Below are 21,522 nucleotides of genomic sequence, written 5' to 3'. Positions count from 1 at the left end.
GGCTCCCTAGGGAGCCTTTATTGTATCTGACGATATCAAATTTAGATTAAGCGTCTTTTTTGTCTTCGTTCTGCGCTTTGTCTTTTGATGCGTCGTCGTCATCCGCTGATGTTGAATCTGAGGAATCGTTGTCTGCTGGAGTTTCTTCCTCTAGCTCGTCCTCGTCATCGCGGTTTTCGATAACACCGTGTGTCTCTTTCCACTTTTCCCAGCGTTGGAACGCCAGTTCTTGCATGTCAGTCGTCTTATCTGCTTCGTCGACAATCTCTTCACCCACTAGGTGTTCAAAGATATCTTCTAGGGTGATGATGCCCTGAATGGTGCCGTACTCGTCCACAACTAAAGACAGTTGCAGGCGGTTTGCCATCATCTGGTCAAAGGCCTTAGCCAAGCCCATGTTGTTCAGCAACACGTGGATAGGGCGCATTACCTCACCCAGAGCTTTCTCACCACAACCGGCTTGCTGCAATCTAAACAGCTCTAAGCGGTGAACAAAACCGATGATGTTGTCACTCTGCTCGCTGTAAACCAGCGGGCGTGAGAATGGCGTATCTTTATGTTGTTCTAGGAAGGTATTCACACTCATTTCCGCATCAACACGGAATACCACTGGGCGCGGCGTCATTACCTGAGTCACGGGTACATCTTGAATACCCAGTAGGTTGCTCAGGATTTTTGATTCGCCTTCTGCAAACTCGCCGCTCTCTTTTGCCAAAATCGCCATTGCAGATAGTTCATCACGCATTTTTGGTGCTTGGTGGCCACGAGCAAGACGTTTGGTGATCTGTTCTGAGAACCATACAAACGGTGTTAGGAAGAACACCATCCAACGCAGCACACTTGCTGAAGTAGGAGCAAGTTGACGCCAGTAGGTTGCACCAATGGTTTTTGGAACAATCTCAGACAACACCAAAATACCTAGCGTTAGCACGGCAGAGAAGACACCTAACCATTGGCTACCAAAAACGACAGCCGCTTGTGCACCTGCTGTCGCAGCACCGATAGTATGCGCGATGGTGTTGAGCGTTAAAATTGACGCAAGCGGGCGGTCAATATCTGTTTTCAGTTTGTCTAAAGACTCTGCTGCAGGGTGCCCATTTTGTTTTAGTTGAGCAATGTAGCTCGGACTAATACTCAAAAGTACAGCTTCCAAAACAGAACAAATGAAAGAAACTCCAATAGCAATGGAGACGTAAATAGTTAGCAGCAGCATGTTTGCCCTTAAATTAAATTGTACGCTTTAGCAGCGATTCAGCGTGGATTATAGTGAAAAAGTAGTGGCTAGGTCATCATTAATTTTGCTCTCAGCCCCTTTTAAACAAGGGCTTGCTTAATAAAATCAGTAACAAATTGTGAGTTATTACTCATATTATGGCTAAAACTACGGCATTAGAGCTAAAGATCGACGACAAACCTTTGCCAGATGGGGCATTTATGTTTTAGAGTGAATTGAATTCAAAAATACAAAGAAGGGAAACCTAAAATGAACAAGACTCAATTAATCGACTTTATTGCTGAAAAAGCGGACCTTTCTAAAGCACAAGCTAAAGCTGCTCTAGAAGCGACTCTTGGCGGTGTTACAGATGCTCTTAAAGATGGCGATCAAGTTCAGCTAATTGGTTTTGGTACTTTTAAAGTAAACCACCGTGCAGCTCGCACTGGTCGTAACCCAAAAACTGGTGATGAGATCCAAATCGCTGCTGCAAATGTTCCAGCATTTGTTGCAGGTAAAGCGCTGAAAGATTCAGTGAAATAATCTAAACTGTACCGAGGTAGTCGTATTCCACCTCGGTACAGGTTTTTATGAAAAAAGCATTTCTTCTCGTTTCACTATTATCTACATTTCTTATTGGCTGTTCTTCAACAAGCCCTCGCAAAAACCTAGAGCAATTTGAAACTCACACCGGCGGCCAAGTCATGGGCGACGCGACAAGTTTTTACTGGGTTACAAACAAGCTAACACAACCTCATACTTCAGCTGACTACGTCACTGTAGGCGATTACGGCTGGTACCAAACTGACTATGCTTGGTCAGAAAGTGTGCTTCGTGAATTCATTCGTGAAGGCGAGCAGCGTAACTCTTCTAATAAGCTGGTTCCTTATCGTGTCCATGTGCGTTTCAATAAGTCGGGCGAAGCTGTGTATCAACAGTATCGTATCGACAGCAAAATCTTACCTATCCAAGCTAAGCAGCTTGAAAACTACCAGAAAGAAGCTAAATCGGTTCTAGAGACTACGATGAAGCAGAATGACGAAGGGCTAAGATTGGTTCAGGGTTACTGGGATGGCAGCTCTTTTAAGACGTGCGCTGGTGGTGAATTTGATCGCATTGAATTTAACCAGACTTTACCAAGCTTCGTGATCGACCGATTGGCATCTGTGGAAAGCTATGCGGCGTTTCTTGGCAGTGATTCACTGGGTAAGATGAGCGTGAAAGAGTTACTGATGCTGGCTGAAGACAGCCATGATTGTGTCGTTAGGCCATCATTGTTGAAAGAATAGCTAACAATCAAAGGTTTGAGAGTATTTGGCCTACTGCAGGCCAAGTGCTAATTTGTCTGTACAGGCGCAGATTCCTAGAAAGATTGAGTAATAAAAAAGGCGCCTATCGAGGCGCCTTTTGCTGTTATTCGCTTACTGCTATTTGCTTACTGTTATGGAAAGTAAGCGAGTAACAAAATTGATTACTGCTCTTGCTCGCGCGCAATCGCACGGTAACCAATGTCATTGCGGTGGAACATACCATTCCAGCTAACTTGCTTCGTCAACGCGTAAGCACGCTCTTGAGCTTCAGAAACCGTGTTACCCAGTGCCGTTGCACAAAGTACACGACCACCGTTTGTCACCACGTCGCCAGCTTCGTTATTTGTCGTACCTGCGTGGAAAACCTTTTGGCCTTCAACTTCGCTTGTTGGTAGTGAAATTACGTCACCTTTTGCGTAGTCAGCAGGGTAACCGCCAGCCGCAAGAACAACACCGATAGAAGCGCGTGGATCCCACTTCGATTCTGCTTCGTCTAGTTTCTCGTCGATAGCCATTAGGCAAAGCTCAACAAGGTCTGACTCCATACGCATCATGATAGGTTGCGTTTCTGGATCGCCGAAGCGGCAGTTGTATTCGATAACCTTAGGTGTGCCGTCAGCATCGATCATTAGGCCAGCGTAAAGGAAACCAGTGTAAGGTGCGCCCTCTGCGTCCATACCACGTACCGTTGGGTAGATAACTTCCTCAAGGATACGGTTGTGGATTTCAGGCGTCACAACTGGAGCAGGAGAGTAAGCACCCATACCGCCAGTATTAGGACCAGTGTCTTTGTCGCCAACACGTTTGTGATCTTGGCTGGTGGCCATAGGAAGCACGCTAGAACCGTCAACCATTACGATGAAGCTTGCTTCTTCGCCTTCAAGGAACTCTTCGATAACCACGCGGCTGCCAGCTTCGCCAAATGCGTTGCCCGCTAGCATGTCTTTGATTGCGTCTTCAGCTTCTTCAAGTGTCATCGCAACGATAACGCCTTTACCTGCCGCAAGACCGTCAGCTTTTACTACGATTGGCGCACCTTGCTCACGTACGTAAGCGATAGCCGGCTCAATCTCAGTAAAGTTCGCGTAGTAACCCGTTGGGATGTCATGACGAGCTAGGAAATCTTTAGTGAATGCTTTCGAACCTTCAAGCTGTGCTGCCGCTTGAGTTGGACCAAAGATAGGCAGACCCACTTCGCGGAATGCGTCAACCACACCAATAACTAGTGGTGCTTCAGGGCCCACGATAGTCAGTTCGATTTTTTTCTCTTGAGCAAACGCGACTAAACCAGCGATGTCTTCAACACCGATGTTTACGTTCTCAAGTTTCGGCTCAAGTGCAGTACCTGCGTTACCTGGAGCAATGAATACCGTTTCAACGTTTGGGTTTTGTGCTGCTTTCCAACCTAGTGCATGCTCACGACCGCCGGCACCGATAATTAATACATTCATGTTTTAAAATCCTTATAGCTGCTTCAGAGCCTTTATTTCTGTGCCAAACATGCTCACTTATAGTCATAAGCTCCGCGTGTTTTCCTTGAACTAAAGTCACTGACTTGCTCTACGTATTTCAAATATCGGAATATTTAAAAAAACAAAATTATAAATTCTGCTCAAAGTAGTTGGTGATGTGGCTAGGCAGCAATTGAGCCCATCCCCGGGAGCATAGCGCGCTATGTGACCGGGGTGGACGAAAGCAGCTAACGACGCCACAGTGCCAAATACGAAGAGGAAATTAGTGGCGGAAGTGACGCATGCCTGTGAAGATCATCGCCATGCCGTGTTCGTCTGCTGCAGCGATAACTTCGTCATCACGCATAGAGCCGCCCGGTTGGATAACACACTTGATGCCAGCTTCTGCTGCCGCGTCGATACCGTCACGGAATGGGAAGAACGCATCTGATGCCATTACACAACCTTCAACCTGTAGACCTTCGTCTGCAGCTTTGATGCCTGCAATTTTCGCAGAGTAAACGCGGCTCATTTGGCCAGCGCCAACACCAATTGTCATGTCGCCTTTCGAGTAAACGATAGCGTTAGATTTAACGTATTTCGCTACTTTCCAGCAGAATAGAGCATCTTTCAACTCTTCAGCTGTTGGTTGACGCTTAGAAACCACTTTAAGGTCATCTTCAGACACCATGCCTTGATCGCGGTCTTGAACTAGCAAGCCACCGTTAACGCGTTTCACGTCAAAACCAGTTGTCTTAGTTGTCCACTCACCACACTCAAGTAGGCGAAGGTTTTTCTTAGCCGCTACGATTTCTACTGCCTCAGCAGAAACTGATGGTGCAATGATAACTTCAACGAATTGACGCTCAGTGATAGCCGTTGCTGTTGCTGCGTCTAGTTCACGGTTGAAAGCGATGATGCCGCCAAATGCAGACGTTGGGTCTGTTTTGAATGCACGGTCGTAAGCTTCTAGGATGTCTTCACCTAGTGCTACACCACATGGGTTAGCGTGCTTAACAATCACACATGCTGGCTGGTCGAACTCTTTCACACACTCAAGCGCTGCGTCAGTGTCAGCGATGTTATTGTAAGAAAGCGCTTTACCTTGAATTTGGCGAGCAGTAGACACTGACGCTTCTTCAGGGTTTGCTTCAACGTAGAATGCTGCTGCTTGGTGGCTGTTCTCACCGTAGCGCATGTCTTGTTTTTTCTCGAACTGTTGGTTGAACGTGCGAGGGAATTTAGACTCTTCGTCACCTTCTTTGTTCTCACCGTAAGATGGAACCATAGTGCCGAAGTAGTTAGCGATCATGCCGTCGTAAGAAGCGGTGTGCTCGAATGCCGCGATAGCTAGGTCGAAGCGAGTCTCTAGCGTTAGAGATTTCTCGTTCGCGTCCATTTCAGCCACAACGCGCTCGTAGTCGTGTGCGTTAACAACGATAGTGACGTCTTTGTGGTTTTTCGCTGCAGAGCGAACCATTGTTGGGCCACCGATGTCGATGTTCTCAACAGCGTCAGCAAGGGTACAACCTTCTTTAGCAACGGTTTCTGCGAATGGGTATAGGTTTACAACAACCATATCGATAGGGTTGATACCGTGAGTTTCCATCACGTCATCATCTTGACCACGACGGCCTAGAACACCACCATGAACTTTTGGGTGCAGAGTCTTAACACGGCCATCCATCATTTCTGGGAAACCAGTGTAGTCAGATACTTCTGTAACAGAGATGCCTTTTTCAGCAAGCAGGCGAGCAGTGCCACCGGTAGATAGGATATCTACACCACGGTTAGCAAGAGCTTGTGCAAATTCAACGATACCAGTTTTGTCTGATACGCTGATTAGAGCGCGGCGAATTGGACGAGCGTTATTCATGCTTCCATCTTCCTCAAATTCATGGGGTTAAAATAAAGATATTTGCCAAAAAAGAACTTGTTTCTATCTTCTTAGCGTGGATTATCTTAGATACCAGTAAGAGATAAAATATTGGCCAGTTTTGGTAAAGACCTTTTGGGTTAGTCTTATGATTAATCTATAAGATAACCAACTCCAAATTTGATGGCGCAGATTCTAACTAATTTATTACAAAAAAGCTCGCGCAATCGTTTGGCATCTCAAAATTAATTATGAAAAGTGCCATTTCAGCCTGAAAAGTAACGATAAGGTTAATTGTGGAATGGACGAAACAGTAGGAAAAAACATGTTTCAGATCGGTGAATTAGCGAAACGATGCGGTGTAACAGCCGATACCTTGCGATTTTATGAGAAGAATAACCTGATCGCGCCAGCCAGTCGCAGTGAGTCGGGTTATCGCTTATATGATGAAAATAACCAAAAGCAGGTGACGTTTATTCTCAAATCTAAAGAGTTAGGGCTGAGTTTAGATGAAATCAAAGAATTGCTTGAGATTCGTCTCGAGGCCACACAGCACAGTTGCGCCGAAGTGAAGTCGATTACCTCAGCAAAACTAGAGATGATTGATGAGAAGATTACCGAGTTAACTAAGATTCGCACCGCACTTAAAAAGATTAATGATGCGTGTTGTGGCCACGTGGACGACGATGCAAGCCATTGTTCTATTCTGGCAGCCTTGGATTCAGCAAACGTCGACAAAGGGCGCTGTTGTCGCACTGGAGAGTAATCAGCTACCTATCACGGTTCGACAAGCCAAAAAAAAGCCAAACTCAAAAATGAGCTTGGCTTTCAATTCAATAAATTACGAAAGAACGATTAGTTCATGCCGTATTTTTTAAGTTTCTTGCGAAGAGTACCGCGGTTAATACCCATCATGGTTGCTGCACGAGTTTGGTTACCGCGAGTGTACTGCATGATAGTGTCTAGTAGTGGCTGTTCAACTTCAGCTAATACTAATTCGTATAACTCGCTGACTTCTTGACCGTTTAATTGAGCAAGGTAATTTTTCAATGATGCTTTAACTGAGTCACGTAGTGGCTTCTGCGTGATTTGGTCTTGTGATGTAACTGTAGTTACTGTCAATGCTTCTGAAGTCAGATTTTGTTCGAACATATTCGGTCTAGCTCTTCTCGTAATTATGGTGCAACGTTATCAAAAAAACCTTCTAGCGCTTCAAGCTGCAGATCACCTGCTTCGAATGCGTTGAAGGTACGGCGAAACTCACTCGCTTGTTCATGTTCTTTTAGATACCAACCCACATGCTTACGAGCGATGCGAGGGCCTAAAAACTCTCCATAAAATTCATGTAGAGCGTGCACATGACCAAGCATGATGTCTTTCACTTCCGAAATCGGGAGTGGGTCCATCGTGGTGCCGTTTTCCAAATAGTGTAGGATTTCGTTAAAAATCCAAGGACGTCCTTGGGCAGGTCGACCTATCATTAAAGCATCAGCGCCGGTGTACTCCAGCACAAACTTCGCTTTTTCCGGACTATCGATATCACCGTTAGCGATAACCGGAATAGATACTGCTTGTTTCGCTGCTTTAATGTGTTTGTATTCTGCCTCACCTTTGTACATACAAGCGCGAGTTCTTCCATGGAGCGCAAGAGCTTGTATGCCGCAGTCTTCGGCTATTTTCGCGATTTGGACACAGTTTCTATTGTCTGTATCCCAGCCTGTGCGCGTTTTCAACGTTACTGGAACGTCGACAGCATTTACCACCGCCTTCAGAATGTCTTCAATGAGTTCTGGATGCTGCAGTAGGGCTGAGCCCGCAAGCTTTTTATTCACTTTTTTAGCTGGACAACCCATGTTGATATCGATGATTTGCGCACCGTTATCGACATTAAATTGAGCAGCCTCGGCCATAAGCTGTGGATCTGCACCAGCGATTTGTACTGAACGAATGCCCGATTCGCCTTCATGTACCATACGCTGCTGAGACTTTGACGTTTTCCAAACTTTCGGATTGGAGGACATCATTTCACTGACTGCCATCCCCGCACCGTAGCGAAGACACAACTCACGGAATGGTCTATCCGTTACGCCAGCCATAGGAGCGACGATTAGATTGTTCTTAAGTTGATAATTTCCGATTTTCAAAAATGTCATCACAGTTCTGTACCAGCAAGGGCGCGCATTTTACGCATTTTTTCGCTGCGTGAAAAGACTAATATTTGAGCATTTACAATTTGTTTTTGTAATTTGTTTAAATTTCAGTCAATTAGCGCCCAAAGTCTTGTCTAGCCTTGCTTGCGACCTGAGATTCGGCACCATTCTTGTTGTTCAATGATCGGATCAATGTGAAGCTCATCACGATAATAAGTCGCCACATCTTCCGCTTGTGTATCTAAAACACCCGACATCGCAAGCACACCATTTGGCTTAACTAGGCCTTTGATGATGCCAGAAAGGTCGCGTAATGGACCTGCAAGAATGTTGGCAACAACAACGTCAGCCAGCAAACCTTCCGGTTGATCTTGTGGTAAGAACACTTCGAGTTGTTCAGCAACGCCATTGCGTTGTGCGTTGTCTTTTGATGCAAGCAGAGCTTGAGGATCAATATCGATCCCGATAACTTTTGCCGCGCCTAGTTTGATCGCCGCGATCGCTAGGATGCCTGAGCCACAACCGAAGTCGATTACGGTTTTGCCTGTCAGGTCTAAGCCTTCAAGCCACTCAAGACACAGTGCCGTTGTCGGGTGAGTACCGGTACCAAATGCAAGGCCTGGGTCTAGCATTACGTTGACAGCGTCAGGTTCAGGGATATCGCGCCAGCTAGGGCAGATCCATAAACGCTCACCAAACTTCATTGGGTGGAAGTTGTCCATCCATTCACGTTCCCAATCCTTGTCTTCAATTTGCTCTACTTTATGAGCAAAGTCTGCAGGGAACATGTTACTTGCTTTAATCTGCGCTAGAACGACACCAGTATCAGTCTCAGCGTCGTAAAGCGCGAGAATGTCAGTATCACCCCAAAGGCGAGTTTCGCCCGGCAGAGGCTCAAATACAGGGGTATCTTGTGCATCCAGGAAAGTTACAGAAAGAGCACCAGTCTCTTCCATTAACATGTCGCCGATTTGTTCGGCATTTTCATTGGTAGCATTAAGCTTGATTTGAATCCAAGGCATGGCTGCATCTTCTATATGAGAAAAATTGGATGGCGAGTCTAGCAGAAAATATGAGCAAATTCACCAAAACCCCACGGAATATAATGGGGATTAAAGATTGAGTTTTTCGGCGGCTCAAAAACAAAAATGCTCACCGAAGTGAGCATTTTGACTGTTCTTAAACGAACGGATTATGACAAACCAAGTTTCTTCTCAAGGTAGTGGATGTTTGCACCACCGTGTTGGAAGTTTTCGTCGTTCATAATAGACAGTTGAAGCTCAGTATTAACGTTAATACCTTCAACAATCATTTCACCCAATGCGTTCTTCATACGAGCGATAGCCACATCACGGTTCTCACCGTAAGTGATCAGCTTACCAATCATTGAATCGTAGTGTGGTGGCACTGTGTAACCAGTGTAGATGTGAGATTCCCAACGTACGCCCATGCCGCCTGGTGCGTGGAAACGTTCAATCTTACCTGGTGAAGGTAGGAAACGAACTGGATCTTCAGCATTGATACGACATTCGATTGAGTGGCCGCGCAGCTTAATATCATCCTGAGTGAATGATAGAGGCTGACCAGCTGCAATACGTAGCTGTTCTTTCACTAGGTCGATACCCGTTACCATTTCAGTAATCGTGTGCTCAACCTGAATACGAGTGTTCATTTCGATGAAGTAGAACTCACCGTTCTCGTATAGGAATTCAAATGTACCTGCACCGCGGTAACCGATCTCAATACATGCACGTGTACAGCGTTCGCCGATGTACTTACGCATCTCTTCAGTGATACCTGGAGCTGGCGCTTCTTCCACAACTTTCTGGTGACGACGCTGCATTGAACAGTCACGCTCACCTAGGTGGATAGCATTACCTTGGCCATCTGCAAGCACTTGTACTTCAATGTGACGTGGGTTTTCTAGGAATTTCTCCATGTAAACCATGTCGTTGTTGAAACATGCTTTTGCTTCAGCGCGAGTCATCGCGATAGCTTCTGTTAGCTCTGCTTCAGAACGAACAACACGCATACCACGACCGCCGCCGCCGCCAGATGCCTTGATGATTACTGGGAAGCCAATACGCTTAGCGTGCGCTTTGTTTTTCGCTTCGTCGTCATCAAGAGGACCGTCAGAACCTGGTACACAAGGTACGCCAGCTTTCTTCATTGACGTGATAGCTGACACTTTGTCACCCATCATGCGAATGGTTTCAGCTTTAGGGCCAACGAAGATAAAGCCACTGCGTTCTACCTGTTCTGCGAAGTCTGCATTTTCAGATAGGAAGCCGTAGCCAGGGTGAACTGCTACTGCACCTGTAACTTCAGCTGCGCTGATGATACGAGGGATGTTTAGGTAGCTATCGATACCACGAGCTGGACCGATACAAATGGTTTCGTCTGCAAGTAGTACGTGCTTAAGATCACGGTCAGCAGTTGAGTGAACCGCTACCGTTTTAATGCCAAGCTCTTTACATGCACGCAGAATACGTAGTGCAATCTCACCACGGTTCGCGATTACTAATTTATCTAACATAATGAGTGCTCTCTATTATTCGATAATTACTAGAGCTTGGTCGAATTCTACTGGTTGACCGTCTTCAACTAGGATAGCTGTTACAACACCAGATTTATCAGCTTCGATTTGGTTCATCATTTTCATTGCTTCAACGATACATAGAGTTTCGCCAGCAGTTACAGATTGACCAACTTTAACGAATGGTTTTGCGTCTGGGCTTGGAGCGCCGTAGAAAGTACCAACCATTGGAGAAAGAACTTGGTGGCCCGCTGGAACTGCAGGAGCCGCTGCTTCTGCTGCTACAGGTGCCGCCGCAGGAGCTGCTGCCGCTGCTACAGGAGCTGGAGCTGCTGCATATTGAACAGGTGCTACAGGTGCAGTGCTGTTACGACTGATTCGTACTGACTCTTCACCTTCAGAGATTTCTAGCTCAGAAATACCAGACTCTTCAACCAATTCGATTAGCTTTTTGATTTTGCGAATATCCATTGTTTCTTTCTCTTTATCTGTTAATTGAACTTACTCTTTGACTGAGTAGGTTAGTAATAGTTCGTTGTTTATGTTTACTTTGAGTTGAGCTTGCTGAGCGCAGCGGTCAAAGCAAATTGATAACCTTGGGCACCTAAGCCACAAATCACACCTTCTGCTTTATCAGATAGGTAAGAGTGGTGACGGAATGACTCACGCGCGTGAACATTCGATAGATGGACCTCAATAAATGGGATTGCAACGCCAAGTAGTGCATCACGCAGTGCCACACTGGTGTGTGTAAAGGCTGCTGGGTTGATAATAATAAAATCAACATTTTGATAAGCACTATGGATCGCTTCAATCAGTTCATACTCGCGATTTGACTGTAAGTGAGATAGCTCAACATCGTGTGCTTTCGCCTGCTCGGTCAGTGAGCTAATAATCTGGTCAAGTGTTTGAGAACCGTAGTGTGCAGGCTCTCTAAGGCCTAACAGGTTAAGGTTTGGGCCATTTAAAACTAGAATGCGAAACTTTGTAGACATCGTGGGGCTATCTTCCTTTATCGTGTTTACGAACGTGAATGTTGCCATTTTATTGAAAATTTGGGGTTAATTTCCAGTGAGAAAAACCCAAATTTAAAAATTAGAACCAGATTATAGCTAATTCAGCGCAAATCGCAGCAATTTACTGGTCTAATCTCCTATTGATACAGCGTGGAATTGTTACCAACTTAACAAAAAAGCGTCATAGCCTTAATTTTGTCGAGGATATTTGAGATCAAGATCAGCCATAAAAAAACCGCCACATAGGTGACGGTTTAGGTAAGGTCTGTTTTAAACAGTAATTCAGGGTGTAACGGGTTGCTTATGCCAGTTCTGCTTTCTCAGCAATCAGCTTATCAACCACGCTTGGGTCGGCTAGTGTTGAGGTATCACCTAGGTTACCTGTATCTCCGGTAGCAATCTTACGTAGGATACGACGCATGATTTTACCTGAACGAGTTTTTGGCAGAGAGTCAGTCCAGTGCAGTACATCTGGCGTTGCAATTGGTCCAATTTCTTTACGTACCCAGTCTTTCACCTCTTTATGAAGCTCTGCGGTTGGGAACTCACCATCATTCAGCGTGATGTAAGCGTAAATGGCTTGGCCTTTAATATCATGAGGGATACCGACAATCGCAGCCTCTGCAATCTTATCGAACGCTACTAGAGCAGATTCAATCTCAGCAGTACCCATACGGTGACCAGAGACATTAAGTACGTCATCAACACGACCAGTAATCCAGTAGTAACCGTCTTCATCGCGACGAGCGCCGTCACTGGTGAAGTACATGCCCTTAAATGTAGAGAAGTAAGTCTGTTCGAAGCGGTCATGATCGCCATGAACGGTACGCATTTGGCCCGGCCAAGAGTCTAGAATGACTAGGTTGCCGTCTGTTGCACCCTCAATGATATTACCCATGTTATCAACTAACGCAGGTTGCACACCAAAGAATGGACGCGTCGCTGAACCTGGTTTTAGATCGGTTGCGCCCGGTAGCGGTGCGATTAAGATGCCGCCCGTTTCTGTTTGCCACCAAGTATCGACAATTGGAGACTGTTCGTTACCAATCGTTTTGTAGTACCACTCCCAAGCTTCAGGGTTAATAGGTTCGCCTACTGAGCCCATGATTCTTAGGCTGTCACGAGATGTGCCTTCAACGGCTTCATTGCCTTTCGCCATCAATGCACGAATCGCAGTTGGTGCTGTGTAAAGAATATTCACTTGGTGCTTATCGACCACTTCACTCATACGGCTTGTGTTCGGGTAGTTTGGCACGCCTTCAAACAAAATAGTTTTTGCACCATTAGCTAGTGGCCCGTATACAAGGTATGTGTGACCCGTAATCCAGCCCACATCCGCAGTACACCAAAACGTCTCGCCTTCTTGGTAATCGAATACGTATTTGAATGTCATCGCTGCATAAACCAGGTAACCACCTGTGGTGTGCATAACACCTTTAGGTTTACCCGTTGAGCCTGACGTATAAAGGATGAATAGTGGATCTTCTGCGTTCATCTCTTCTGGTGGGCAATCTGCCGATACGTTTGCAATAGCATCATGCCACCACACATCACGGTGTTCATGCCAAGCCACATCACCGCCAGTACGCTTGAATACTACAACCTTCTCGATGTTCTTCACTTCAGGGTTGGTCAGAGCTTCATCGACGTTTTTCTTCAGTGGAACCGCACGGCCGCCACGCACGCCTTCATCGGCAGTGATAACGACTTTAGAATTTGAATCGATAATACGACCAGACAGTGCTTCTGGTGAGAAACCACCAAATACTACCGTGTGAACCGCACCGATACGGGTACATGCCAGCATTGCTACTGCCGCTTCTGGCACCATTGGCATGTATAAACAAACCACATCACCTTTGCGTACGCCTTGCTCTTTTAGAGCATTCGAAAACAGGCACACTTCTTTGTGCAGTTCATTAAAAGTTAGAGTTTTATCATCTGCCGGGTCATCGCCTTCCCAGATGATAGCGACTTCATCACCGCGTTCAGCAAGGTGGCGGTCGATACAGTTAGCCGAAACGTTAAGCGTGCCATCTTCAAACCAGCGGATGTCGATGTGGCCAGGGTCGAAAGAGGTGTTTTTTACCTGTGTGAAAGGTTTAATCCAATCAACGATTTTTCCGTGTTCACCCCAAAAGCCTTCAGGGTCAGAAACAGATTGCTGGTACATGGCTAGGTAAGTGTCATTATCCGCGTGTGTGGTTGATTTAATATTTTCTTTTACCGGATAAACGTGGGCTTCACTCATTGCATCTCTCCTTGTGCCTACATTCCTAATGAACTGGCAACTTCCTTTGTGTTCAGTTTCTAGGTCTATTACAGAACCATCTTTGTGTTATCACTCTCGGCTAGGACGGCGATTTCCACAATTAGACTTTAGGATGAGACGCTGCTTTTCACTTACAAAATAGCGAGTTAAGTTCATTTTTGAGATATTGCTCTCTATGTGAAGCGCCAGTGGTTGAATTAAGAATAAGAAGAGTTGAAACGGGGCAGGTCACCATGTTTAAGGCGTACAAAGATCAGCGCAGCGGAGATAGCGTCTTGTAATGCATCATGTTTATTGACTGGAATCGGTAAATCGAGCTGGCGACAAATCGCATCCATACTGAGATCAAAATAGGCATTGGGCAGCTGTCTTTCGAGTTTGTCTTGATAGAGTTGGCTCACTTCGACTAATCGGTTAGGCAGTGGAAATCCAAGTTGTTTTAAACAGGCGCGGTCGAGAATTTTTTTATCATAGCGGATGTGATAGCCGACTAAAGGACGATTACCAATGAAGTTCAGTAGCTCAACTAAAGCCTGTTTTTCTTCGATGCCGTGCTTTAGATCTTGATGACGAATGCGGTGGATTTTTATTGAATTGCAATCGAGCGATTGCGGGGCGCGCAATCGGACTTCAAAAGGTTGGCTAGTAATGATTCGGTTACCGATGATCTTGGTCGCGGCAATAGTGACTAATTCCGCCTGATTGGGGTCTAGGCTGGTGGTTTCACAATCGAGTGATACATATTCATGATCAATAGGCGCAGTAAATAGAGGCTGGTAAAGAGAGCCTTTGAGCTTGTGATGCCAGTAATAGCGAACCAACCTATTCATCGTTCAATTGCCTAATCTCGTATCTGATAGTGGTAGCCGAGCCATTGCTTGAATTTCTTCACCACGTGCAGGCTATGACGAAGCAAATCTCTGTCTGCTCGCTCCATCAGTTTGACGTTAATTTTGTTGCTGCTGTGCTGTTGAGAAAGCCTTTGGGCTAAGCGCCACTTAAAGAATTGCTTGAGTGCTTCACTGAGATTATCCGCGGTGCTTTGCTCTAATACCTTCTTGCTGACCAGCTGCTCAATGCGTTCGAAGGTGTTGTTTACGGTGACACCATGCTCAAGACAAAGTGCTCTCACACCATGCACGATAGGGAAAATACCGCCTTGTTTGATATCGAGCCCTGACTTGGATTGCTTCACATTGCCAAATAGAGTGAGGGGTACTGAGAAGTTCAGCGCTGGGCGGCAGAATTCCGTCAAAATCAACTCTTGTCCTAGCATTAAATCACTGAGGTGCTGCTTCACTGGTTTTAATAGTTCCCTATTACCCGCCACAGCGTGTGCGTCCGCCATGATCGCGATATCCATCACTGTCTCTGGCGTTGCTTTGCTTACCCAGCTGGTGAGGGTTTGCTTCCACTCTTGTTCTGAATGAACCCATTTCGGGTTGTTGACCATCACGTTGCCCGGACATAGTGGGTAACCCAATTGCTGCAATGTATGGGTTAGGTCGTTCATGGCACTTTGGCATTGATGCCACTCCAAACCATCTTGAATAATCAGAGCGTTGTCTTGATCGGTTTTGAGAATTTGCTCTCCGCGACCTTCTGAACCCAACACAATTAGGCAGCAGTGGTTATGCAGTGCAGGAGGGATAATCAACTCAAAAGCCTTCTCTATGATCTGTTCGTTGACCGCAGAAATCAGTTCCATGATAAAGCGTGTGCGAATCCCATTACTGAGTAAGCTCTCGACCAGTTGACGCTGTTTGTTAGAGGCCATGGCCAACTCTTCAACGCTGGTGGCACGAGCAATACGCAAAGTGAGAACGTGAGAGTGAGTGGAGAATGCACTGAGGATTTGTGTCATATCCACCATGCCGACAGCATCTAGACCGTCACAAACCATCAACCTTTTTACCCGGTTTCTGGTCATGGTAATCATGGCATTAAATAAGAAATCGCCTTGGTTCACGTGCATCACCGGGAAGGTTGCGATCTCACCGACAGGCGCATCCAATGGGAAATTATCGAGCATCACAGCATGCAATAAATTGGTTCGAGTGACGATTCCATACGGGAAGGAACATGATGATCTAATAGCTTTTGGATCATTATGTTCCAAATGAACTAGAGCCGAGTCCAACCCTTGTTCTTTAAGGGTTTGAGTGACTTGGTTGATAGGTTGGTTCGGTTCAAGTATCAGTGGTGGGTGATAAATTGAGTCGTCTACTTTGGTCAGTATGAACTCGGCAAGATTCTGTTGCTGCTGAGCGGCTTCAATCAGTGCCTTTCGGGTCGATAGGTTACTATCAAAGTAAGCCGCGAATTGGCCATTGGCGTGGTAAAGCTCGAGAAAAGTATCGGTGGGCAGCAGGTAACTTAATGTGTCTTCGAGCGCGATATATTGGTGTTTGGTGTGGGGTTCAAACTGGCTGCGTACATCAAAAATGTCGTCATTGGCATAATGTGCGTAAATCTCACCGTCACTGCTGGCGCGTTCTTCAACGGCCCCTTTGATCAAAATGTGCAGGTGTCGACTTGGCCTATCGGCTTCTAGTATCACTTCTTGAGAACGGTAATACACCACGTCTAATGAAGATCGCAGCTTCAACTGTTCGGTGTCGGACAGGCTATCGAAGGGTGGGTGCTGCATATTAAATTTGTCAGGCATAAGCATCACAAGAAGAAGTGGGAGTCTTTAATCAGTCTGACAAAATACCAGCGAAGCTCCAGACGACTTTAGTCTAAATGCGATATTCAAACTAATTGAATATAGGAATACTATCACCGTAATTATTCCCTTTTTCATCGTATGTGAGATAGGCATAATTGGTGCTGCCTTTTTCTGCACACTTTATAGGTTATTTATGTTTAGCCCTTCACCCTATGGCTGGATCTCTCAGTATTTTCTTGGTTTCTTTTTTGCGTATGGCGTGTATTTGCCATTTTGGGCGTTGTGGTTTGAAGACCAAGGCGTTTCTGCAGGGGACATTGGCGTATTGATTGGTATTGGCTTTGCGACGCGTTGTGTGGCCAACCTAGTGATTACTCCGCGCATCCATAAAGTTGAACATTTGATGCCAGCTCTGCGTTGTTTGAGTTTCGCCGCACTGCTGTTTGTCGGCTTCCACTTCTTCACCGGTGGCAGTTTTATACTGATGTTGTTGGCAACGGTGCTGTTTAACCTGTGTTGTGGGCCGATCATTCCTCTTTCTGATGCCATGGCTAATCATTATAGCCGCTTGAAAATGCTCGACTATGGCCGAACTCGCCTTTGGGGTTCAGTTGCCTTTATCGCAGGTTCAACGGTTGTCGGTTATTTGGTGGCACAATTTGGCACCGACATGATTTTGTATACTGCACTAGCGGGGGTGTTGCTGTCATTGATTCTGGCGATGAGAAACCCGAACGTGATGCCAGTAACGCAATCTGAGCAACAAGCAGTGCGACCAAAGTTAGGTAAACTGTTGCGTGAGCCGTCAGTGGTGAAATTTTTAGCCTTGATGGCGCTGCTGCAAGGTAGTCATGCGGCTTACTACAGTTTTAGTGCGATTTATTGGAAAGAAGCGGGTCACTCAGAAGCGATCATCGGTTATTTGTGGAGCCTAGGTGTTGTCGCTGAGGTGGCAGTATTTGCTCTGAGTAAGCGATTATTCTCTGGCTGGTCACTACGTACTTTGTTTGTCGTCGCGGCTATTGGAGTGATGGCGCGTTGGGGTATTACCGCATCAACCACAGCGATTTTTGCTCTGGTTATGGTGCAGTTGCTGCACGGTGTGACGTTTGCGATGGCACATATTGCCGCTATTCAATACATCCAATCTGAAGAACAAAACAAGATGGTTGCGCTACAAGCTTTGTATAACGCGATTCCATTGGGTGCCTTTATCGCACTAATGACCACCTTAAGTGGTTGGGGTTATGAGCTTTGGGGTGCAAATATCTTCTGGGGTATGGCTGCAATGGGTGCACTTGCTTTGTTCATTAAGTTGGATGAAAGAAGTTCGGTGGTTGAGATTAATCAATCAGATTCAGAACGGTCAGAATCTCACAGCAAATGCTGATAATTAGAGTCTAAAGCACAGAATTTAAGCGATGCGATTGAGTTAATCACCCATCCTTAGTTAAATGAAACCTCTCTCTTATGGAGAGGTTTTTTTATGGATGAAAAAAGGGTTTTCAATGCAAGGATGGATAGTAATTCCTGTCTCTTTAGCCTACTTGGGCGTGTTATTTCTGATCGCTTGGTATGGAGACAGACAGGTTCGTTGGCTATCGCGTTGGCGCCCGTGGATCTATAGCCTTTCGATTGCGGTGTATTGTACCTCTTGGACCTTCTATGGAACTGTTGGTCAGGCGAGCAATAACCCTTGGTCTTTTTTACCCATTTATCTCGCCCCGATTCTGGTCTTTACACTAGGGTGGCGGATCTTGGCGCGGTTGATCCTGATTGCGAAGCGAGAACACATCACCTCGATTGCCGACTTTATCGCGGCTCGTTACGGAAAATCTCAGGGCTTAGCGGTAGCTGTTACGGTTATCGCTGTGGTTGGTATTCTTCCTTATATCGCGCTACAACTGCGCGGTATTACCATGGGGCTGGATATTGTTGCTCCGAGTCTGGCTCAAGATTTTGGCTATCAGGATTATCATGTTTCTTGGTTTGTGGTTGGCGCGCTGGCCATCTTTACGATGTTATTTGGTACCAGGCATATAGATAACACGGAACATCACCGTGGCATGATGATGGCGGTGGCATTTGAGTCCATCGTTAAGCTGGCGGCATTCCTGATTGTTGGTCTGTTTATTATGTACTTGGCGATGAGCAGCGACAAAATCGACTTGCTTGATGTGGCGGCTTCCACCTACGAATCACCGAATATTCCGACTCTAATTATTCATACCGTTTTAACCATGTTGGCGATTGTTTGTCTGCCGCGCCAATTCCATACCATGGTGGTAGAGAACGAACGTCCTCAAGATCTACACACAGCACGTTGGTTATTTCCGCTTTATCTGATTTTGATGGGGCTGTTTGTTCTTCCTATCGCATGGGCGGGGCAAGGGCTGCTTCCAAGCATGCCTGCAGATACGTATGTGATTAGCCTGCCGATGGCTGAAGGCGCCAATCATATTGCCTTGCTCGCGTTCCTTGGTGGTACGTCTGCCGCAAGTGGTATGGTGATCGTATCGACTATCGCATTGGCGATCATGGTTTCGAACGATTTAGTGATGCCATTGCTTCTGCGTCGCATGCGCCTAACTCAAAGAACCCATCGTCATTTTTCGGGGCTGCTACTCGTAATTCGTCGCGGGCTTATTTTATTGCTTCTGCTTGGTGCTTGGTTGTTCTATCAGGCGCTCGACACCATTCACTCCTTGTCTGCGATCGGCTTCCTTTCGTTTGCGGCTATTGCTCAATTTGCTCCGGCACTGATTGGTGGTTTGTACTGGCGTCCGGGTAACCGAAAGGGTGTGTATGTCGGTTTAATGGTCGGTTCTGTGATTTGGCTGATTACCCTGATGAGTCAAACCAGCATGTTGGCAGGCGATAGTGAAAGTAACCTTTTGCTGTGGATGATCACGCCGCCAGAACTGCTCAGTAGCTGGAATATCAGCAGTTCGAACTGGGGCATTGTGCTGAGTATTGTACTTAATACCTTGTGCTATGCCGTGGTTTCGATGTCGACCAGGCCAAGCCTAAGTGAGCGCTTACAATCAGCAGCATTTGTTGGCACGCCACTGCCTGAAAATGAGAACATTAGCCTTTATCAAAGCCGTGTAACCGTGGCTGAATTAGAGATGTTGGCGTCGCGTTTTGTCGGTCGAAAGCGAGCGAAAAGTGCCTTACACAGCTACTGGCAACAACACGGGCAGCCGTTACTTCCTAATCAACAAGCACCTGCGAGTTTGATTCGACACGCAGAGCGTGTACTCGCCGGTGTATTCGGTGCCTCTTCTGCTAAGTTAGTACTTACTTCTGCTTTACAGGGCAGGAACATGCAGCTTGAAGAAGTAGCGACCATCGTTGATGAAGCCTCTGAACTGTACGATTTCAGCCGTGGTTTATTGCAAGGCGCGATTGAACATATTGGCCAAGGCATTGCAGTAATAGACAAACAAATGAGGCTGGTGGCGTGGAATCAACGTTACTTAGAGCTGTTTGAATTCCCTGCGGGTTTGATTCAGGTTGGACGACCCATTTCAGATGTGATTCGTCATAATGCTGAACAAGGTTTGTGTGGCCCGGGTGACCCAGAAGATCACGTTCGCCGCCGTGTTTATCACCTTGAACAAGGCACTCGACACACCTCTTCTCGTATTCGTCCTGATGGTCGAGTGATTGAGGTGCAGGGTAACCCGATGCCAAGTGGTGGTTTCGTCATGAGCTTTACCGACATCACGGTATTCCGACAAGCAGAGCAAGCGCTAAAAGATGCCAATGAAAGCTTGGAATCAAGAGTGCATGAGCGAACTCAAGAGCTCGAGAAACTGAATCATCGCTTGGTAAAAGCAACTCAGATTTCGGATCAAGAGTCCCAATCCAAGAGTCGTTTTTTAGCCGCGGTAAGCCACGACTTGATGCAGCCATTGAATGCTGCGCGCTTGTTTGCTTCGTCACTTTCTGAGGTGGCGAAAGAGCAAGAGGTGAAGCAGCTGTCATCTCACATCGAGAGTGCGCTTGGTGCTGCTGAAGATCTGATTGGTGACTTACTGGATATCTCTCGACTGGAATCAGGGAAGCTAGAAACCAACATTCATGCGATTGCTGTACACGATGTGCTAACCAACTTAAATGCGGAATTTAGTGCCTTAGCGAGACAACAAAAAATTGAGTTCAAGATGATCCCATCGTCATTGTTCATTCACTCTGATCCTAAGTTATTGAGACGTGTGATTCAGAACTTTTTGACCAACGCCTTTCGCTATAACCCGGAAGGTAAAGTGGTTCTGGGTGCAAGGCGAGTGAACGGGCAAGTGCGAATCGATGTGTGGGATAACGGAACCGGTATCGATGAAGACAAGCAACAAGAGATCTTCGAAGAATTTACTCGTGGCAGCCAAGTGCGTTCTGATCAAGGGTTGGGGTTAGGGTTAGCCATCTCGAAAGGTATTGCTCATGTACTTGGTCATCAAATTTCGATGCGCTCATGGCCGGGTCAAGGTAGTGTCTTTTCCATCACCTTAGCTCGAGCGGAAAAAGTGGCTCCAGTTGTGCAAGCTTCAGCGCCAATGGCGACCAGCGACATCGAACATCTGAAAATATTGTGTGTCGATAATGAGCGCGAAATTTTGGTCGGGATGGAGAACCTGATTGGTCGTTGGGGTTGTGAGGTTAAGACCGCGGTTGATCTGGTTGAAAGCTTGAAGTGTCTCGATGACGACTGGCAGCCGGATGTGATCTTCTCTGATTATCGTCTCGACAATGGTCGAACGGGACTTGAGGTGTTGCAACAGTGTCGACTGCGCCTTGGAGACTCTTTTGAAGGGGTCATCATCAGTGCCGATAGAACAGATGACATGTTGGCAGCGATAAAGGCCAACAGCTTTAGTTTTATTGCCAAGCCTGTGAAGCCGCTAAAACTCAGAGCGGTATTGAATCGCGTGAGTTAATTCAAATCACTATTTTTAATTAACTATTAGAGACTAAAAGGCCTCAGATGAGGCCTTTTTTTGATCCGATAGACTTGCTATGAGTTA

At 46.2% G+C, this 21,522-nt stretch carries 17 protein-coding genes; 5 read left to right on the top strand and 12 right to left on the bottom strand.

What is annotated here, in order from left to right:
- Positions 1–46 precede the first annotated feature (46 nt).
- Positions 47–1,213 carry a CNNM domain-containing protein gene (locus OC193_RS14735; RefSeq protein WP_048663024.1) on the bottom strand — a complete coding sequence of 389 codons (1,167 nt, stop codon included), beginning with the start codon at positions 1,211–1,213 and terminating at the stop codon, positions 47–49.
- Between the two features lie 270 nt (positions 1,214–1,483).
- On the opposite strand from OC193_RS14735, the gene hupA reads away from it, so the two are divergent.
- Together hupA and OC193_RS14725 are read left to right on the top strand one after the other, a co-directional pair.
- Positions 1,484–1,756, top strand: a complete 273-nt coding sequence (hupA, locus tag OC193_RS14730; protein ID WP_004729753.1) for a nucleoid-associated protein HU-alpha — start codon at positions 1,484–1,486, stop codon at positions 1,754–1,756.
- Positions 1,757–1,803: 47 nt separating this feature from the next.
- Entirely contained in the window at positions 1,804–2,502 is a 699-nt protein-coding gene (locus OC193_RS14725; protein ID WP_048659209.1) for a DUF1481 domain-containing protein, read from the top strand.
- 182 nt (positions 2,503–2,684) lie between these two features.
- Here OC193_RS14725 and purD read toward each other — a convergent pair whose 3' ends face one another.
- Both purD and purH read right to left on the bottom strand, forming a co-directional pair.
- Entirely contained in the window at positions 2,685–3,974 is a 1,290-nt protein-coding gene (gene purD / locus OC193_RS14720; RefSeq protein WP_048612396.1) for a phosphoribosylamine--glycine ligase, read from the bottom strand.
- 283 nt (positions 3,975–4,257) lie between these two features.
- On the bottom strand, positions 4,258–5,850 hold the full coding sequence (purH, locus tag OC193_RS14715; protein ID WP_010435512.1) for a bifunctional phosphoribosylaminoimidazolecarboxamide formyltransferase/IMP cyclohydrolase: 1,593 nt from the start codon (positions 5,848–5,850) through the stop codon (positions 4,258–4,260).
- A gap of 325 nt (positions 5,851–6,175) precedes the next feature.
- Between purH and zntR the strand changes: the two genes are divergently transcribed.
- Complete coding sequence (zntR, locus tag OC193_RS14710) at positions 6,176–6,616, top strand: Zn(2+)-responsive transcriptional regulator (protein WP_048659207.1); 441 nt, start codon at positions 6,176–6,178, stop codon at positions 6,614–6,616.
- Between the two features lie 89 nt (positions 6,617–6,705).
- Here the strand turns inward: zntR and fis are convergent, their stop codons facing one another.
- From fis to OC193_RS14665, 9 genes are all read right to left on the bottom strand, one after another.
- Positions 6,706–7,002 carry a DNA-binding transcriptional regulator Fis gene (gene fis, locus OC193_RS14705; protein WP_004729744.1) on the bottom strand — a complete coding sequence of 99 codons (297 nt, stop codon included), beginning with the start codon at positions 7,000–7,002 and terminating at the stop codon, positions 6,706–6,708.
- 23 nt (positions 7,003–7,025) lie between these two features.
- On the bottom strand, positions 7,026–7,994 hold the full coding sequence (gene dusB / locus OC193_RS14700; protein ID WP_032546269.1) for a tRNA dihydrouridine synthase DusB: 969 nt from the start codon (positions 7,992–7,994) through the stop codon (positions 7,026–7,028).
- A gap of 140 nt (positions 7,995–8,134) precedes the next feature.
- A complete protein-coding gene (gene prmA, locus OC193_RS14695) occupies positions 8,135–9,022 on the bottom strand; it encodes a 50S ribosomal protein L11 methyltransferase (protein ID WP_009844690.1) in 888 nt (295 codons plus the stop codon).
- Between the two features lie 170 nt (positions 9,023–9,192).
- Positions 9,193–10,536 carry an acetyl-CoA carboxylase biotin carboxylase subunit gene (gene accC / locus OC193_RS14690; protein WP_017062706.1) on the bottom strand — a complete coding sequence of 448 codons (1,344 nt, stop codon included), beginning with the start codon at positions 10,534–10,536 and terminating at the stop codon, positions 9,193–9,195.
- A gap of 15 nt (positions 10,537–10,551) precedes the next feature.
- Complete coding sequence (accB, locus tag OC193_RS14685) at positions 10,552–11,007, bottom strand: acetyl-CoA carboxylase biotin carboxyl carrier protein (RefSeq protein WP_048659206.1); 456 nt, start codon at positions 11,005–11,007, stop codon at positions 10,552–10,554.
- Between the two features lie 74 nt (positions 11,008–11,081).
- The gene (gene aroQ, locus OC193_RS14680) at positions 11,082–11,531 is read right to left on the bottom strand and encodes a type II 3-dehydroquinate dehydratase (protein ID WP_048659205.1); all 450 of its coding nucleotides are present in this window, start codon (positions 11,529–11,531) and stop codon (positions 11,082–11,084) included.
- A gap of 322 nt (positions 11,532–11,853) precedes the next feature.
- Positions 11,854–13,803 (bottom strand): acetate--CoA ligase, encoded by a 1,950-nt coding sequence (acs, locus tag OC193_RS14675; RefSeq protein WP_009844693.1) that lies wholly within the window; start codon positions 13,801–13,803, stop codon positions 11,854–11,856.
- A 218-nt stretch (positions 13,804–14,021) separates the two neighbouring features.
- On the bottom strand, positions 14,022–14,654 hold the full coding sequence (locus OC193_RS14670; protein ID WP_048663023.1) for a 3'-5' exonuclease: 633 nt from the start codon (positions 14,652–14,654) through the stop codon (positions 14,022–14,024).
- Positions 14,655–14,665: 11 nt separating this feature from the next.
- Entirely contained in the window at positions 14,666–16,498 is a 1,833-nt protein-coding gene (locus tag OC193_RS14665; RefSeq protein WP_048663022.1) for a DUF294 nucleotidyltransferase-like domain-containing protein, read from the bottom strand.
- A 190-nt stretch (positions 16,499–16,688) separates the two neighbouring features.
- Between OC193_RS14665 and OC193_RS14660 the strand changes: the two genes are divergently transcribed.
- Together OC193_RS14660 and OC193_RS14655 are read left to right on the top strand one after the other, a co-directional pair.
- The gene (locus OC193_RS14660) at positions 16,689–17,885 is read left to right on the top strand and encodes a 3-phenylpropionate MFS transporter (RefSeq protein WP_048659203.1); all 1,197 of its coding nucleotides are present in this window, start codon (positions 16,689–16,691) and stop codon (positions 17,883–17,885) included.
- A gap of 118 nt (positions 17,886–18,003) precedes the next feature.
- Positions 18,004–21,435, top strand: coding sequence for a hybrid sensor histidine kinase/response regulator (locus OC193_RS14655; RefSeq protein ID WP_048663032.1), 3,432 nt, complete (start codon positions 18,004–18,006; stop codon positions 21,433–21,435).
- The last annotated feature ends 87 nt before the right edge of the window (positions 21,436–21,522 follow it).

Source organism: Vibrio crassostreae, from assembly GCF_024347415.1.
Classification (GTDB): Bacteria; Pseudomonadota; Gammaproteobacteria; order Enterobacterales; family Vibrionaceae; genus Vibrio; species Vibrio crassostreae.
The sequence above is the reverse complement of the archived record's forward strand: the minus strand, read 5'-3'. Positions and strand labels throughout refer to the sequence as shown.

Coding starts and splice junctions, on each gene's coding strand:
- OC193_RS14735 (WP_048663024.1), bottom strand. CDS start 1,213: ATGCTGCTGCTAACTATTTACGTCTCCATTGCTATTGGAGTTTCTTTC.
- hupA (WP_004729753.1), top strand. CDS start 1,484: ATGAACAAGACTCAATTAATCGACTTTATTGCTGAAAAAGCGGACCTT.
- OC193_RS14725 (WP_048659209.1), top strand. CDS start 1,804: ATGAAAAAAGCATTTCTTCTCGTTTCACTATTATCTACATTTCTTATT.
- purD (WP_048612396.1), bottom strand. CDS start 3,974: ATGAATGTATTAATTATCGGTGCCGGCGGTCGTGAGCATGCACTAGGT.
- purH (WP_010435512.1), bottom strand. CDS start 5,850: ATGAATAACGCTCGTCCAATTCGCCGCGCTCTAATCAGCGTATCAGAC.
- zntR (WP_048659207.1), top strand. CDS start 6,176: ATGTTTCAGATCGGTGAATTAGCGAAACGATGCGGTGTAACAGCCGAT.
- fis (WP_004729744.1), bottom strand. CDS start 7,002: ATGTTCGAACAAAATCTGACTTCAGAAGCATTGACAGTAACTACAGTT.
- prmA (WP_009844690.1), bottom strand. CDS start 9,022: ATGCCTTGGATTCAAATCAAGCTTAATGCTACCAATGAAAATGCCGAA.
- accC (WP_017062706.1), bottom strand. CDS start 10,536: ATGTTAGATAAATTAGTAATCGCGAACCGTGGTGAGATTGCACTACGT.
- accB (WP_048659206.1), bottom strand. CDS start 11,007: ATGGATATTCGCAAAATCAAAAAGCTAATCGAATTGGTTGAAGAGTCT.
- aroQ (WP_048659205.1), bottom strand. CDS start 11,531: ATGTCTACAAAGTTTCGCATTCTAGTTTTAAATGGCCCAAACCTTAAC.
- acs (WP_009844693.1), bottom strand. CDS start 13,803: ATGAGTGAAGCCCACGTTTATCCGGTAAAAGAAAATATTAAATCAACC.
- OC193_RS14670 (WP_048663023.1), bottom strand. CDS start 14,654: ATGAATAGGTTGGTTCGCTATTACTGGCATCACAAGCTCAAAGGCTCT.
- OC193_RS14665 (WP_048663022.1), bottom strand. CDS start 16,498: ATGCTTATGCCTGACAAATTTAATATGCAGCACCCACCCTTCGATAGC.
- OC193_RS14660 (WP_048659203.1), top strand. CDS start 16,689: ATGTTTAGCCCTTCACCCTATGGCTGGATCTCTCAGTATTTTCTTGGT.
- OC193_RS14655 (WP_048663032.1), top strand. CDS start 18,004: ATGCAAGGATGGATAGTAATTCCTGTCTCTTTAGCCTACTTGGGCGTG.